The organism is Mesorhizobium sp. WSM4308 (assembly GCF_002294905.1).
Classification (GTDB): Bacteria; Pseudomonadota; Alphaproteobacteria; order Rhizobiales; family Rhizobiaceae; genus Mesorhizobium.
In genome coordinates, this window is sequence record NZ_NSFW01000014.1 from 76,203 (window position 1) to 91,981 (window position 15,779).

Sequence of the window (15,779 nt, forward strand, 5' to 3'; positions counted from 1 at the left end):
ATTTTCTGAGAGGCGCGGGCGTGCATTCCTTCAAGGAAATGTCTCAACGCCTTGTGCAGTCTCAGGGTTGCATCTTCGATCAGTGCGCTTTCCGGGCTCCAAACAGCCGCTTTCTGACAGGTTATTGCCGCACCGCTGTGGCGCAAATCCCGCTATCGAACTGTGTGGCGGCAGCGCATGCCTCCAACGGAACATTCTTCGCCAACTGAAGTTCTGAACTTGCCTTGGTTTTGATCCCCGTGGGCCAAGGCGAGGAGGCTGTCTCCATCAGCTTCCAACCAGCCCGCCTCGGATGGGGGCAAAACTGTCCGGGGCGGGCTTCGGTTAGGCCTGAAGCGAGCATGGTTTTCCACCGTTAACTCTTTGGATCGAGTTTTCTTGCTGGCGCTTGACGACTCGTTTATTAGAGACTCCTTATGGAGCGACGGCACGCAATCCGAAGGGTCAGTGATGGGCTCTGGGAGGTCTACGACATAGACAACGACAAGGTTGCGCGCGTGGGGGGAGTGCCTTTGACAAACTTGTTGGATGAAGACGCGCTCGACGCGTTGGACCTGATAAGGGATGGCTTCCTCACCCCGGGCCAGTCCAGGAGGACAAGGGCCTAAGCAAGGTGCCAGGTCAGGGCGCCTAGCAGCATGGGATAAGCGCGCAAAAGGCCCCGGCGAAGTGTGGAGCGCCGAGGCCTTGGCCTGATGGCAGGCAAGCCAAGGACAGGAACATGATCCTCCACTGTTGCGGCGAACCCGGCGAAACGGAGATGCCCAATGGCCAGAAATCGAGCGTTTTCTGGTGGCTGCAGGTGCCCTACACAAGAGCATAGAAGCTTATGTCGCCAACCGGCGATACCACCGGCAATGATGCTCCGTTCATCCGACGGAATGGGCGACTTGGGCAGGCCAACACAAGCCCGAGGCCACCGCACGGGCAGCGAATGAGTAACGCTTTCACCGGCAATGCGGCGGGCACCTACAGATTGTGGTCTGAATAGGACGCGGGCCCAACCGACGGGCTGTATTGTGAGATGCCGGCTGGCTATACGCTGATACGAACGAAGGAGCAGCCGTGGCGCATGCCGGTGCGCGACGGTGTTCACCTGATGCGGAGCTGCCATCGAACTTTCGTGCAGCGTCAAAGGGCCTTCTGCAACCAGATCAGGGCTCGCGGGTTCTATTTTAATTAAACAGCGCCTCGTGCTCCTCCGAATCTGGTCAATGCATGAACGTCTCGGTTACGCCAGCAACGGCCGACAAAATTAAAGCGGGTAAGAGTGGCCTGCTTATGGTCTCTGACAATTATGATGCGTTCGCCGCGCGTGTCTTGGCGGCAAGGAGTGCGGCTCGCACTCTCGATCTCATGTATTATCTCTGGCATGACGACCTTACTGGGCGCTTGCTTCTACAGGAAGTTGTCCGCGCCGCCCAGCGGGGTGTACGCGTCAGAATGCTGCTCGACGACGTCAATCCGCGCAAGAGCGATGCAGCTTATTTGGCGCTGAGCAGCCATCCCAACATCGAACTCAAATTGTTCAACCCGAGCGGCATCAGAGCACGCGGCGTCATGCGAGGCGCGGAAGTCCTCTTGCGGATTTTTGCTTTGACCAGGCGGATGCACAACAAGGCGTGGATCGCCGACGACAACATCGCCATCGTCGGTGGACGTAATATCGGCGACGCCTATTTTGACGCGGGGGAGACGAATTTTCGTGACCTCGACATGCTGCTCCTCGGTCCTGCCGTCCAGCAAACCACACAGATCTTCCAGACTTTCTGGGCATGCCAGGACGCCAAGCCAATAGGTGAACTCGGTGCAACCGCGCCGGGTTCGTATCCCCCTTATTTCGAAGGAAGCGAGGAGGAAACCGAGTCGACGCTTCTGAGCGGTATCGGAGACAAGGGCTCCATCGCCGAGTTCATAGCGGCGAGCAGCGACATTCATTGGGTCGAGCGCGCGCGCGTGATCTCTGACCCTCCGGAAAAGGTGCGAGGCTGGAGACCGCGCGGTTGGCTGATGAAGGAGTTGCTCCCAATCATTCGGTCGGCGCGCAAGGGTGTGGAAATCGTGTCCCCATATTTCATCCCCGGCAAGAAGGGTTCAAAAATCCTGGGCGACCTCGTGGACGACGGGGTGCAGGTCGCTGTTTTGACCAACTCCTTGGCCGCGACCGATGTCGCTGCCGCTCACGGAGCCTACGCCAACTATCGCAAGCGCTTGCTCAGAAAGGGCGTGCAGCTCTTCGAGCTTCAGCCCTTTAGAAGGCAGCCCAAAATTTCTGTATTTGGATCAAAGGGCGCCAGCCTGCACACAAAGGCGTTCAGCGTCGATAACAGGATCGGTTTCGTCGGATCCTTCAACTTCGATCCGCGGTCCGTATCGTTGAATTCGGAAATGGGAGTGCTTTTTGAAGACGAGAAGTTGGTCGCGGAACTCCGGCACCGGTTCAAATCCGAGATAGCGCCCGAAGCAAGCTACCGGCTCGAACTGAAGAACGACGTTCTGCGCTGGCATGGCAGCGATGAAGGCAGACCTCAAACCTATACTCGCGAACCCGAGGCAGCATGGTCCCGCCGTATCCTGGCCACCCTGGTCAGGTACCTCCCCATCGAATCTCAGCTTTAGCGTATGTCGGCGGATTCTGGAAATGTTGGCGCTCTCCCGGCGCCCATTCAAGCAGGTTCCCACCCGCCCGGACCTTGCCGAAAGGAATAGCTGGCCGAGGTTTCGAACCCGGAACGCGAAGACTGCCATGCCCGGCATTCGACGGAGATCCTCGGATGCTCGACGCGAATGATGTTAAACGAATTTGCAGCATGGCGTACCCGGGACGAAACCGCCGTTCCCGCTTGAATAAGCAGTGCCGCATAGCCGTCGATAAGGTAGCGCCGGTTCGAGCGCACGGCGCGGTGAAGATGCTGGTGGCCAGACAATATGACGTCTACGCCGCTACGCGAGAAGGCATCCATTGCCAGATGCGCGCGGCCAACGATTCCGTCGTCGTTTTCCAGGTCCAGTCCTTCGAAAGGATGGTGCGTCACCACTATCCGGGTAACGTTATCGGACATATTTGCGAACTTGTCCGTCGCCGCCTCGAGCTGGCGGACGTTGATCCTGCCGCCCTTGATTGTCAGGGATCGTGCCGTGTTGATCCCGACGACAGCGATTTCGCTATCGGCGTAGAATGGGTCCGTGTCCGGCTCGATGTAACGCCTGTAACGTGAAAGGGGTGTCACGGCACGCGCAAAGACATTCCAGAGCGGCACGTCGTGATTGCCGGGCACCACGATGCGGGGGCCGGGAAGAGAATCAAGGAAAGCCCGGGCCTCCAGGAATTCGTCTTTCCGGGCGCGTTGCGTCAGATCTCCCGAGACGACGAGCAAATCAAAATCGACGGCACGAACCTCAGCCGCCATCGCTTCCACAAGCTGGCTCTCTGTTTTTCCGAAGTGCAAATCCGAAAGGTGGACGAGGGTCTTCACTGAATTTCTCCGCTTTCAGCTATGTCCACTCGTCTTTGTCGTTTTGGTCAGGCGCAAGGACCTGCAAGGCCGCCGGTCGAATCCGAAAATTCAGGGGCATGTCCATACGGACGGCTTCGCCGTCCAGAGAAACCAGCATGGCGCGGCGATGCGATGTGATTTGAAGTGAAGTAGCCCGATAGGTTTCCAGATCTCGGGTCGAATCTATCATGCCGAATGCGATTTTGAACGGTAGCAATGCCAGCCCAAACGAGGACTGTTGCTTGACGACATAAATGCATAGTTCTTTTGACGAGAGGCTGCGGCGGTGGCCAAGATTGGCGACGTCGTAGAAATTGTTGCCAACAAACACGCAAGGAGTCCGCAGTCTTTCGCGAGCGCCCTGGGCAGAAACGTGGACAGCCTGCCACGTGGCGAATCTCACCGTTCTCATGAGGGCGGGGCCGATGGCGGCAAGCTTGCAAAATCCGCGGTGCCGCTGCTCGGCTGAGCGCTTTGCCACAAAGAACGGATAGATCCCGATCGATGAATTGTTGAGAAACACGCGGCCGTTGACCTCGGCGACATCGACTGCGACAGGCGTGCCTGTCGCGATTGTATCGATCGCCGCCGTCAGATCGAGCGGCACACCCAAATCCTTGGCGAAGTGGTTCAATGTGCCGAGCGGAAGAACACCGAGAACCAGATTCGTCCCCGCCAGCGCCGAGGCAGCGGTGCCGAGAGTGCCGTCGCCACCGCCCACCACCAATCTCGATCCATGATCGGAAGTCGACTTATTGTCGGCAACGAAGCGCCGAGCGAGTTCTCCAACCTCTCGCCCGTCTACCAATCGCACATCCGCCTCGACGCCACGTTCGGCGAACGCATCCCGCACGGCTCTCGCTATGTCGCCCTTGCGCACCGCAGCGCCGGCACCCTTGTTGATCAGCGCCATAACCTTCAAGTCTTTGGCCCCCGCTTTGGTCTTTCCTGAAACCACAAAGCGACTATCCAACACAGGATCGCCCAGCCAGAGCCAACGCACCACCCTGCCAATACATCCGTTGGATAGTGGACTGCGAGGTAGACACGGCTTATGCCAACGGCCACCGTCAGAAACAAGGCGAGCGCCATGAAATACACTTTGAGGCGCAGATCCTGACTTGCATGTGAAAGGAGAGCCCCTACGGTCAGGAACGTGATCGCCGAAAGCATTGCATGTCCACTCGGGAAGCTTGCCGTGAATACTCGCGTGACATGAGGGATCTCCGGCCTGGGCCGGTTGAAGCTCAGCTTGAGGATCGTGCCAAGCAGTTCGCCGCCGCCCACCGCCACCGCCATCCAAATGGCCAGAGCTCGCTTGTGGACCAGAAGCAGATAAACAGCCGCTCCCAGCAACACGAAGCCAAGAAACACCACGCTGCCGAGTGAGGTCACATCCCTGGCCGCTTCCTGAAGCCAGGGCGGACCGATCGGATAGGCGGGATCGGCTGCGCGAAGGGCCGACATAATGGCCAGATCAAATTTGGTTGTGTCGCCTTCCAGGACTTCCTCGGCGAGCAGCCCAAAGCCGAGAACGAGGCAGGCGACTAGCATGCCCGCAATAAGCCTGTTCTTGCCTTGTGCGGAAGCACTGCCGATCCGAGGCGGCGTGGGAGGGCAGTGATTCCCGAGGGGCCCGCGCTCGATGTCTGGAATTGGTTCTCTCAAGCGTGGGACCTCATTGGTGAGGCATAACGGGCTCGCGAGAACGAGGTTCCCCAGCCATCACCGCGCTGAGAACGTAAGAATTTGCAGCCGCACTGCGCTACAGCCCCGACAACATGACGGGTGGGAAAGGGGCCGTCACCCTCTCTTTTCAAGAGGGAACTATTGAAAATGCTATCCGTTAAGGAGGTCACCAAAGGTTGTGGGGACAACGTGGATCAAGAGGACGCTTCACCAATATCATCTGGCGTGGAAGGCCTCGACTACGTCCTGCGAGGCGGCTATGCAAAATTCCGTTCACATCTTGTAGAGGGCAGGCCTGGTTCAGGAAAGACCACACTTGGTCTGCAGTTTCTGATCAAAGGCGCGACAGATGGCGAGAAATGCCTCTACATAACGCTGTCCGAAAGCAAGCGTGAACTGCACTCGGTCGCGCAACGGCATGGGTTTTCTCTTGAAGGTGTCGAAATCCTCGAGCTGGTCCCGCCGGAGCTGAGCCTCGATCCGTCGCAGTTACAGACTCTGGTTCATTCCTCCGATCTGGAACTCGGTGAAACTGTGCAGTCCGCGCTTGCCGAGATCGAGCGCATAAAGCCGGATCGCGTGGTGTTCGATTCCTTGTCGGAAATACGTCTTTTGTCACAGGGTTCGTTACGCTATCGACGGCAGGTCCTGGCGTTGAAAAGCTTTTTCCTGCTCAACAATGCAACGGTGCTTCTCCTTGACGATCTCACTGCCGAACATGACGATCTCAACCTGCATTCCATCAGTCATGGCGTCATCCGGATGGAACAGCTTTCGCCAATCTATGGCGGAGAGCGGCGGCGGCTGCGCGTCATCAAAATGCGCGGCGTTCAAATTCGCGGCGGCTTCCACGACTTCGTCATTCGACCCGGCGGCGTGACGGTATTTCCTCGCTTGGTTGCCTCCGAACATGAGCTGGCCGAGCCTGGAACGCCCGCCATCGGCAACAGTTCTGTCGACACGCTCTTGGGTGGCGGGCTTGACCGCGGCACCAGCACGCTTCTGATGGGACCTTCTGGTGTCGGCAAGTCAACCATCGCGTGCAGCTATTGCTATGCCGCTCTCAAGCGGGGCGAACATGTGTTGGTGCTTTTGTTCGATGAAACCAAGCGGATATTCCTGGCGCGCGCGTCGGGCCTCGGCATGGATCTGGGCCCGTTCGCCGACAATGGCAGTTTGCTGCTGGAACAGATCGATCCGGCGGAATTGTCGCCCGGTGAATTGTCGTCGCGCATCCAGTCGGCTGTCGAGCGGTCAAATGCGCGGATCGTCGTCATCGACAGCTTGACCGGGTACCTCAATGCGATGTCGGAGGAACAGCATCTTGTGCTGCAGATGCACGAGATCCTGACATATCTCAATCAGAAAGGCGTTGTGACGATCCTGCTGCTGGCCAATCATGGAGTGATCGGTCAAATGTCAGCCCCCGTAGACATGACCTATCTCTGCGATTCCTTAATGCTCCTGCGCTTCTTCGAAAGCGGCGGCCGTCTGAGACGGGCTATTTCCGTGGTCAAGAAACGCGCCGGGCCGCATGAGGACACCATTCGCGAGTTCAAGATAAGCGCGACCGGGCTGGCCGTCGGTGAACCATTGGAGGAGTTTCGGGGGATCCTGACTGGCGTGCCCACCTACGAGGGAAAGCAAGGCAACCTGCTGGAAGACAAGGCCTCGTGATGCCTTCAGACTGCAGTGTGCTCGTATTGGCACCAGTCGGGCGCGACGCGAAGGTCGCGTCGGCAATCCTCGCGGAGAACGGGATCAAGTCTCACATCTGCGCCACCCTCGACGAAGCAGTACCGCTGTTGGACCAAGCCCAGTGCTTTTTGGTTACCGAAGAAGCCTTGATCAGTTCTGATCGAAATCAGTTCGCATCCTGGCTCAATCTTCAACCGGCTTGGTCCGATTTTCCGATCGTGCTGCTGACGATGCGGGGAACGGAGATCGACAAGCGCCTGGCCTTTCTGGACCGCTATCTGATCGTTCTCGAGAGGCCTTTTCTGGCGTCGAGCCTGGCAAATTCGGTACGCTCGGCTCTGCGCGCCCGCGCCCGTCAGCTCGAGGTCAAATCGTATATTGAACAGAAGCAAGAGGTCGCTGACCGGCAGAAACTGCTGATCAGGGAGCTCCATCATCGCGTCAAGAACACGCTGGCAAATGTCCGAGCGATGATGGGTGCGACCGCCAAGTCGAGCGGAAGCGTCGATGATTTCGTGCGCGATTTCTCCGCCAGGATCGTCTCTCTCGCCGACACGCACTCGATGCTCACCGATGACTATTGGCAGATGGCCTCCTTGCACAAGCTGCTGGAGTCGGAACTGCGCCACTACGATACGAGCGACAGGTCGCGTGTTGTGCTTGAAGGGCCAAACGTCGCCCTGGTCGCCGATATCGCCATCCCGATCGGGATGGCCTTTCATGAACTTGCGTCCAACTCATCGAAATATGGTGCGTTGTCCCGCCCCACCGGACGTCTCGAAGTCCGGTGGTCGTTGAGCAATTCGCAAGACGAGCGAATCCTCAATCTGGAGTGGCTTGAAATGGGCGGGCCGAAGGTCGAGCCCCCAAGACGGCGCGGCTTCGGGACGACACTGCTGGAGAAAGTCGTGACTGTGCAGTGCCAAGCCAAGGTCGAGTTGAGCTATCGCCCTGACGGTCTGCGGTTCACGATGGCCTTGCCGCTCCGCGATACGAGGCTGGTCCCGGCATATTGACCTCTGCTAGGTGGCCGCGCTTCGGCGGTGGCCTATCTGCTCCATCGCTGATACTGATGACCTATCCTTACGGCGTAGGCGTTAAAATGACATCGGATACAGGGAAGCCCGAGGCGGTCGAGCAGCTGCTCGATACGCCCGAACTGGCCACGGCGCTGGAGAGCGAACAGTTCAAGAAGTTCCTCGACCAGGTGCCTATTGCGATCGCGGTTTCAGACCTGATCGAAACGGAACGCGTCGTCTATGCCAATCCGGAATTCGAAAAGCTCTCCGGCCTGAAGGCCGCCAGTCTGGCGCGAAAAAACTGGGCAGCGCTGTCGGGGACTGGTATCCGTGAGCAGAAAGACAAGGCGCTGGCCGAATGCGTTGTCAACGAAACGGATTTTGTCGGTACTTTCCGCCTTGAACGCGGCGCCGACGGACCGGCAGTCGTTGACGCCTATTCAAATTTGATAGTGGACGACGACGGCAAGACCTGTTTTCGGCTGGTCGCCTTGGTGGACGTATCCTCTCACGGCGAGGACGCGCCCTCGGTCGAGGAGCGTGTCCGCGAGAAGGATACATTGCTGCGGGAACTGCAGCACAGGGTAAAGAACAATCTCCAGATGATCACCGCACTCATCCGGCTGGAGACCCGCAATGCGGCGGAGCCCGATCAGAAACGGTTCGAAAGGTTGGCCGGGCGCGTCGACGCTCTTGCGATACTCTACCAGGCGCTGTCGAACGACGAGCAGAAAGATGAGGTCGATCTCGGCATCTACCTCAGCCAGATAGCATCTGCGGTAATGGCTTCGCATGCCGGCGAAGGCATACGCCTGGACATGAAGGTGGATACCTATCCCGTCTCGATCAACGTTGCGATGCCGACTGGCCTGGTGGTGAACGAACTGCTGACGAATTCGCTCAAACACGGTTTCAAGGGACGAGAAGGCGGCACGATAACGCTTCACAGCGTGGTCGATGGCGAAGGATGCCGCATCACTATCGCCGATGACGGAGTTGGCTTGCCGCAGGGCGAGACTTGGCCGAAGCCCGGCAAGCTCGGCGCACTCATCGCGCGCTCCTTGACCGAGAACGCCAAAGCGCACTTCGAAGTCAAATCCAGCGCCAACGAAGGGACCAGGGTTACCATCGTTTTCAAACGGTCGGCGGCGACCTGACGACCACCCTAGAGGTTGCGCTCGACCGGGCCGCTGTCACGGCGACGCCGACCCACCGCTTAGTGCCTAAGTCCGGGTCAGTCACCGTCCTCGCCCTGCCAGGTGATGGGAGACGTAAGAAAGTTTCGCACCCATCGCGAACGTGCTGATCCGGCAAACGGCGACACCCCCACTTCTTAATCCCCGAGTTGCCCGAGCGGATCCAGTCGATCACGTTTCTCGATAGCTGCTGGCACGGTGGTGTGCGCGGTGGCAACCCAGTTCCAAACGTTTCTACAACTGGCCGTCAACTAGCGGAGGTGGACGTTCAAACGTTCTGCCTAGCGCACTGCGCGCTGACGCTAGTGAGGACGAGCGATGCGACTGGCCGAAAAGGGCGGACGAGCGCCGGTGATCGCGTCCAGCGACTGCGCTAATCCGGTCAGCGGCGAATGCTCGATAGGCTTTTTTGTCGGGGGCAGGAACCGCTTCATGGTGGCGAAGTTCAATTCCTAGGAACAGGAGTGAATATCATGGACACGCCAACCACAGACGACTTTCCAGGACCTGGTAATGCCAACGAGAACGGCTGGGGCAATGAGGACGCCGAGCGTGCCGAGACCAGCAAAGAAGCTCTCGGCAAGCTCAAGACAAGTGCGGCGGAGACCGCGTCGCATCTGAAGAATGCCGCCGCCTCCGTTTCGAGCGATGCCAAAGATTATGCAGGATCTGTCGCCGCTGATGCCGCGGGCGCCTTCAAGGAAGCAGTCGAGTCCAACAAGACGGCGGGCGCCGATGCTATTGCCAATATCGCCCATTCCGTGAAGGACGCGGCTGACGGCATCGAAAAGCAATCGCCCCAGGTCGCAAGCATGGTGCGCACGGCGGCCGAAGGTGTCGAGCGTATCTCTACCGATATCAGGGACCGCAACGTCGGCGAGTTGCTCGATTCCGTCACGAAATTCGCGCAGCGTCAGCCGGCCGCCTTTTTCGGGGTCGGCATTCTAGCCGGCGTGGTCCTGACGCGGATCATGCGAAGTTCCGATCGGTCCTGAGAGGATCATCGGCATGGATGATGGAACGGACCACCGGCCCTTTGGAAGCGTGTTCGGCCAAGCGGTAAGCCAATTTGGCTCGTTGATGCGCCTAGACTTGCGCCTCCTCGAGGCGGAAATGCGAGCGAAGTCCACCACGCTGGTTTCTTCGGGCGCATGTGGAATGGCGGCGGCCGTGTTTTTTGCGCTGGCGGCGTTCGCTCTGGTTCAGTGTCTCATCCTTGCGATGATCTCCTTCGGCGTAGGTCCGATGCTCGCCTGTCTGATCGTCGGCCTTGTTTTGACTGTGGGAGGTTTGATCTCCCTTTATCTGGCCAAGCGCGCGCTGACCGGATGGACCATTACGCCCGTCGAGACAGTCAATCAGGTGCGGACTGACCTCGCGGCCTTGAAGCAGGGAATACGCTATGGCTCAACCCAGCAATGAGATTAGGGACATCCTGGTGCAGAGCCGAACTGAACGGCAAGCACTGTTCGGCCCTGTGAGCGAGGTGAGCCGCCGGCTGCAACCCAGACATTTGGCGGACGTTTCCACACACTACGCCAAACAGAAAGTTGCCACGGCGCTCGGGGGCATCTCGGAAGCGGTCAAGGAGAATGGCGGAATAGCGGCCGCCGTTGCATTGGGCGCAGTCGCCGTTTTTGATGCGGGACGAAGGAGTGCTGACGGCAAAGTCCCTGCTGGGCGTGTCGAAGTAACCACGGCGACGGTGACAAGCGGCGGAGATGCCGATGCAAGGTCAAGCGGTTATCATGCTGGCAAGCGTCGCGCCGTTGCCAATCTCGATCGAGCCAAGATGATCGCCGGCTCGGCGGTAGGGGTGTTGGTTGGCCATATCATTGGCCGGGCCTTTCCGCCGACTGCCAAAGAGCACGCGCTGTTCGGCGAGGCTGCCGACGAAATTCAGGACGCGGCGGCCCAATTTGTCAGTGAGCATAAGCGCGGCGCAAAGATTGCCGCGGCTGAGGCCTTCGGCTTCGCGCGATATGGCGCCACCTTCCTGGCCGTGCTTGCGGCGGCAAGCGACTATTTCGTCAGCAACGAAGACATCCGGGACCCTTCCGAGAAGTAATTGTCAGACGGTGTCATGCGCACTTCTTACCTTCCGCGACCTCGACGCCGATCCGGAACGCCTGGCCGCCTGCCTAGGAGCGGGCGTAACTTTCAGCCTCGAATGGAATGTCAGTGTATTGCCGGATGCCGTTACGCGAACGGTCCATTTCTTCTCTCAAATGCTTTCGACCGCATGGTCGGGCCATCACGATCACGAGGGTGAGGATGCGAAGATCGCGTCGCAAATTCGTTTGAATGCAAACAATTCGACATGGCCGTGTGTCGCTGTGTCTGAAACCGCCGGCGCGCTTATCCTTAAAAAAGCGCAAGGACAAATGGCTGTCCACCAAGCGCGACGCGCATTGCCGGCATCTGGCGCGAGACGACGTATGAGGGCGAAGCATTCACGATGCTTACGCATGGAACTCGGCCCAGACATTGTCTCCAATCAGGATCGGCAGATCGTCATCCTCGGCCGGAAAGACTAGGCTGCCTGGCTCGATCCATCGGTCTCCGCCAAATCTCTTGTCAAGCCTTTACCGGCAGGGAACGCATTCCGTCGAGCAGGTCGGCTAATCCGACTTCAGGGCATGCCCCTTTGCTCGCTGATAGTGGCGATGCGCCTTCGCACGATTTCCACAATCTCCCATCGAGCACCATCGGCGATTCTGCGCTCTGCTCTCGTCGACAAAAAGCCAGCCGCACCCTCTGTCATCCTGACACTGCCTGATTTTGCCAGAGCGGATCCCGGTCAGGAGCTCAGCAGCCGACAGGGTTATCGGAGTTAGAAAGCTCGCCATTCCCTTCGTCGCGCGCCAAGCGTAGTCGCCTGCGCGCCAAGCGAGGGTTGCGCCCACCCCACCAGCGGTCAGGAAATCATTGAAGGCCTCAAGGTCCTTGGTGCGAGGCGTCTGGCCATCGATCCGCGCAATCAGCAGATTGTAGATCAGTTCGCGCAAAGCGATCGCGCTCTCATAAAGGGAGTTGGCAGCCTCGACATCGGATTTCCAGGCCCGCTGCAACGCCGTTCGTTCGCCACGGGAAACCAGGTCGTTGGCTTGAAACCAGTCCAGCAGAGCTTCCGGGCTGGGGAGCCGTTCTTCAACGTCCGAACGCAACCTCCAGGCCGCCGTGTTCACGAAGCGGATCGCAAGATCCTCGTTCGCCAGATGGCGCTCCGCAACGCGCGTGGCACGTGGTTTTAGAGAGGTCGTGGAACCAATCGGGCTCATGCCGCTTAACCTTACATAACCTGTTAGATGGTTATAAGTTCGATGACCGCTTCTTCAAGAGAAAAGCTTACGATCGTATGCGGTTTTGCCGCCATATATCTCATATGGGGTTCGACATATCTCGCCCTTGCGGTCGCTGTCCAAACCATCCCACCCTTTGCGTTGATGGGCACGCGCTCGATTGTCGGCGGAGTGATCTTGCTGGCGTATTCGAGGGCCAAAGCCGATGACGGCGGTTCGATCCGGTCCTGGCTCCGCGCAGCCCTCTGTGGCGTGCTCTTCTTCGTCGGCTGTCACGGTGTTTTGGCCTATGCCGAGCAGCGCATGCCGTCCGGCCTTGCAGCCTTGCTCCTGGCGACGATCCCATTCTGGATCATCGTCGGAAGAAGCATTCTCGGCAGATCGGACCAGCCTCTTGTCAGGACCATTTTACTGCTGCTTCCCGGCTTGCTCGGAGTCGTCCTTGTTGCATGGCGCAGCGTTGCCGGTCCCGCAGGGCTCCAACTGTCCGACATCCTGCTTTTGCTGATGGCGTCCGCTTCTTGGGCGCTTGGCACGCTCATTGCCGAAGGCCACAACAACAAGGGTTCCTCGGTGGCACTTGCCGGCCGGGAATTGGTCACTGGCGGCGCAGCACTGATGCTGTTGAGCGCGGCGCGAGGCGAACCCATTGGAGCCGTGGCGCAGATTTCCCTGTCATCCTTCCTTGGCTGGAGCTACCTCACGCTCGCCGGCACGGTGGTGGCGTTCGGTTCGTACATCTGGCTGCTCAAGAAGATCTCGCCCGCCCTTGTCGCGACCTACACGTTCGTCAATCCCGTGATTGCGATGTTCCTCGGCTGGGCATTTCTTGGCGAGGAGATCACCGCAACCACCCTGATCGGAGGCTTTCTGGTTGTCGCCTCCGTGGCCTGCCTGCTGATTGCCAACCGCAATTCCACTCACAAGGAGGTGACTCATGGTCGACGCCACGAAAAACAGCAACCGCGATCGCAAAAGGGTAAGGATCGGGGTCGTCGCCCCGCTTACGGGACGTCCTGCCTGTCTCGGGATCGAGATGGCGCAAGCAGTTGAACTGGCGGTCGAGGATGCCAACGAAACGGCTGAGGGTATCTTGTTGGAGGCGATCCGGCGCGACGACAAAGGCGACGAGGCCGAGGGCGCCAAGGTGGCGTCAAGCTTGATTGCCGATCAGGGTGTGCTGGGCATTGTCGGGCACTACAACAGCAACGTCACGCTCGCCGTGGCGCAGCGCTATTGCGATGCGTCGATGGCGCTGATTTCACCCATCGTTTCCAACCCGAAGCTAACGGATTCGGGCTGGAACAATGTGTTTCGGTTCACAAACCGCGACGACGTTACCGCGTCCGCCATATCCAACCATCTGACCGCCGAAATGGGGAAACGGCGCGCTATCGTGGTAAGAACCAACACCGTCTACGGACAAAGTATGACCGACGAATTTGTCCGCGCCTTTCGGCGCCGCGGAGGCGGTGTTGTGCAGGACATCGCTGTAGAGGAAGGAACCACCGAGTTCGGCGCGTTGGTCGGCAGCTTTCCCAAAAATATCGACCTGGTGTTCTACGGCGGCACATTCGAGGGCGCGCCGTTGCTAAAGGCAATGCGGGCGGCGAGGGTACGGCATTTGCTCGCGACCGGGGACGGTTGCTGGGATGGTTGGAATTTCCTGGAGCCCGCCGGCCAGGCGGCCGAGCAGGATGAGGGCGTCCTCGTCCTCTCAGCCTGTCCGGAAATTGGTGTCGTCCAAGGGTCGCGGGAATTTGCTCAACGCTATACGGATCGCTTCGGTCCCCTCAAGAACTATGCCGTAAACTGCTATGACGCTGCGGCACAGTTGCTTAAGGCCATAAGGCTGGCCAAGCGCGCAAATCAGCTTAGCCGACAGGGCGTGATATCGGCGCTCCGGAAAAGCCAATATCGCGGCATTGCATACCCAGACGTCGTCAACTGGGATGCCAAGCAGGACGACATCGCCGCGGTGACGGCTTTACACGTGGTTGAGAAAGGCCGGTTCAAGCAGATCAGAATGCTTGCTCGAACGACCGAGAAGTCAGCCTTTTGAGCAATCAGTGGCGGACGTTTGTAATCGAATTGATGCGGCCGGTTGCCTAGGGTTCATTCCGCACGTAGTTCCTAGCCGCTCGCCGCGCCTCCCCAATGCCTGCGAACCGGGAATGTGGGGCGGAAATTTGGTTCGCAATGTTCGCCTTGCCGTAGGGCCAGTAGCAAGCTCTTTGCTTTAGAGGAGCGATCAGGGAACCCCGCATCGAACTCCACAGCAAGACCCGCGTCGATCGCGCTTCGAGCTATGTTGTCACCACGTTCCCAATCCGTTAGCTCGCAGAGCTCCTTTCTCTGACGGCGTGGATGACCACGTTTATCGAACGCTCGGATTTTTGACATTATCAAGCAGGTAACGGACAACCGTTTCGCGAACGTCCGATGAAGTAAGCGTCGGAGCGACGTCTGCCATTGCACGGCCTATGAATGAAGCCGTGTTTCAGAGCGATCGGCAGTCATTGCGTCGAAAGCGACAGGAATGCTGTGGAGGATGCATGCCGCAGCCAGTATCTCTTCCAACTCATGGTCCGTGGCCTTACACGCCGGAAGCAGTGTTCGAATGGCACGAATTGCCTGTGCGATGGAAAGGAAGCGGGCCTTGCCTCTGGAACGGACATAGGCGTCGGCCGCCCTTTCATCCGTGACGGTGTGAAAACTGTTGGTCATGTGAGTTCCTCCTGAACCCAAACCAACACGACTTATTGCACCAATTCGTCAACCCGTAAGGGTGTGTCCGATTCCGGACAATCAGCTGGAAGCACTGCCGAAATGACGTTGCTCTTCGTCGCCGTGCGTGAGCTTTATCATTCCGGGCCGGTCGACAATGGTGATCTCACCGCGTTTGGCGTGGATCAGCCCCCGATATTCAAGCAGTATGGAGGGTAACAGGATCTACCTGACGCACGAGTTTCTGGCCACCATGCTTGGCGCCCGGCGCCCTGGTGTGACGATAGCCCTGCAAATGGGCGGCCGATACAAGCAGAGTAGACCTCATGGGCGCGATTAGCAAATTGGCGTGTACCTCAGTTGGAAAGCGCTTGTTGCGATTCAGGCCTAACTCCTCGCAAACGCATGGTGGCTCGTGCGGATACCCAGCCGGCGAACCGCGCTGCTACGGCCCTTGTTGGGTGGAAGGCGCTCATCTGGCGGACTAGACTGAGCGACCATGCTGGAACCGCTGGGATCGAACTTATGGATTGCGGAAGGTGGAATCATCTTCCTGAAGTTCCCCGGATCCTCCACGGCTGCGGCAAAGGCGGTGGCTGTGGCGCCTATACTGGGCACTGACATGAGAAGACGGCAGTGCTGTTCCTCACG

At 58.7% G+C, this 15,779-nt stretch carries 14 protein-coding genes; 9 read left to right on the plus strand and 5 right to left on the minus strand.

Annotation, left to right across the window (positions count from 1 at the left end):
* The first annotated feature begins 1,218 nt into the window (after positions 1-1,218).
* Positions 1,219-2,619 carry a phospholipase D family protein gene (locus tag CK227_RS24260; RefSeq protein ID WP_095774614.1) on the plus strand — a complete coding sequence of 467 codons (1,401 nt, stop codon included), beginning with the start codon at positions 1,219-1,221 and terminating at the stop codon, positions 2,617-2,619.
* 47 nt (positions 2,620-2,666) lie between these two features.
* Here CK227_RS24260 and CK227_RS24265 read toward each other — a convergent pair whose 3' ends face one another.
* The 3 genes from CK227_RS24265 to CK227_RS24275 are packed head-to-tail and all read right to left on the minus strand — an operon-like array spanning position 2,667 to position 5,051.
* Complete coding sequence (locus tag CK227_RS24265; RefSeq protein ID WP_095774613.1) at positions 2,667-3,476, minus strand: metallophosphoesterase; 810 nt, start codon at positions 3,474-3,476, stop codon at positions 2,667-2,669.
* Between the two features lie 19 nt (positions 3,477-3,495).
* Positions 3,496-4,410 carry a diacylglycerol kinase family protein gene (locus CK227_RS24270; RefSeq protein ID WP_245318237.1) on the minus strand — a complete coding sequence of 305 codons (915 nt, stop codon included), beginning with the start codon at positions 4,408-4,410 and terminating at the stop codon, positions 3,496-3,498.
* 5 nt (positions 4,411-4,415) lie between these two features.
* A complete protein-coding gene (locus CK227_RS24275) occupies positions 4,416-5,051 on the minus strand; it encodes a phosphatase PAP2 family protein (RefSeq protein ID WP_245318236.1) in 636 nt (211 codons plus the stop codon).
* A gap of 282 nt (positions 5,052-5,333) precedes the next feature.
* On the opposite strand from CK227_RS24275, the gene CK227_RS24280 reads away from it, so the two are divergent.
* The 6 genes from CK227_RS24280 (at position 5,334) to CK227_RS24305 (ending at position 11,167) form a co-directional block, all read left to right on the plus strand.
* Complete coding sequence (locus CK227_RS24280) at positions 5,334-6,863, plus strand: ATPase domain-containing protein (protein ID WP_095774610.1); 1,530 nt, start codon at positions 5,334-5,336, stop codon at positions 6,861-6,863.
* Positions 6,860-7,900 (plus strand): sensor histidine kinase, encoded by a 1,041-nt coding sequence (locus CK227_RS24285; RefSeq protein WP_095774609.1) that lies wholly within the window; start codon positions 6,860-6,862, stop codon positions 7,898-7,900. The genes CK227_RS24280 and CK227_RS24285 overlap by 4 nt, the downstream gene beginning before the upstream one ends.
* Before the next feature lie 86 nt (positions 7,901-7,986).
* A complete protein-coding gene (locus CK227_RS24290; protein ID WP_095774608.1) occupies positions 7,987-9,060 on the plus strand; it encodes a histidine kinase dimerization/phosphoacceptor domain -containing protein in 1,074 nt (357 codons plus the stop codon).
* Between the two features lie 431 nt (positions 9,061-9,491).
* Complete coding sequence (locus CK227_RS24295) at positions 9,492-10,094, plus strand: hypothetical protein (RefSeq protein ID WP_245318235.1); 603 nt, start codon at positions 9,492-9,494, stop codon at positions 10,092-10,094.
* A gap of 13 nt (positions 10,095-10,107) precedes the next feature.
* Positions 10,108-10,521 (plus strand): phage holin family protein, encoded by a 414-nt coding sequence (locus CK227_RS24300; RefSeq protein WP_095774606.1) that lies wholly within the window; start codon positions 10,108-10,110, stop codon positions 10,519-10,521.
* Positions 10,502-11,167, plus strand: a complete 666-nt coding sequence (locus CK227_RS24305) for a hypothetical protein (protein WP_095774605.1) — start codon at positions 10,502-10,504, stop codon at positions 11,165-11,167. The genes CK227_RS24300 and CK227_RS24305 overlap by 20 nt, the downstream gene beginning before the upstream one ends.
* 553 nt (positions 11,168-11,720) lie before the next feature.
* On the opposite strand, the gene CK227_RS24310 is transcribed toward CK227_RS24305, so the two are convergent.
* The gene (locus CK227_RS24310) at positions 11,721-12,380 is read right to left on the minus strand and encodes an ABATE domain-containing protein (RefSeq protein WP_245318234.1); all 660 of its coding nucleotides are present in this window, start codon (positions 12,378-12,380) and stop codon (positions 11,721-11,723) included.
* A 42-nt stretch (positions 12,381-12,422) separates the two neighbouring features.
* Here CK227_RS24310 and CK227_RS24315 point away from each other — a divergent pair, with 42 nt between their 5' ends.
* Both CK227_RS24315 and CK227_RS24320 read left to right on the plus strand, forming a co-directional pair.
* On the plus strand, positions 12,423-13,454 hold the full coding sequence (locus CK227_RS24315; RefSeq protein WP_143750523.1) for an EamA family transporter: 1,032 nt from the start codon (positions 12,423-12,425) through the stop codon (positions 13,452-13,454).
* Positions 13,339-14,463 carry a branched-chain amino acid ABC transporter substrate-binding protein gene (locus tag CK227_RS24320; protein ID WP_245318233.1) on the plus strand — a complete coding sequence of 375 codons (1,125 nt, stop codon included), beginning with the start codon at positions 13,339-13,341 and terminating at the stop codon, positions 14,461-14,463. Before CK227_RS24315 ends, CK227_RS24320 begins: the two co-directional genes overlap by 116 nt.
* Before the next feature lie 419 nt (positions 14,464-14,882).
* Here CK227_RS24320 and CK227_RS24330 read toward each other — a convergent pair whose 3' ends face one another.
* Positions 14,883-15,128, minus strand: a complete 246-nt coding sequence (locus CK227_RS24330) for a hypothetical protein (protein WP_095774604.1) — start codon at positions 15,126-15,128, stop codon at positions 14,883-14,885.
* Between the last annotated feature and the right edge of the window lie 651 nt (positions 15,129-15,779).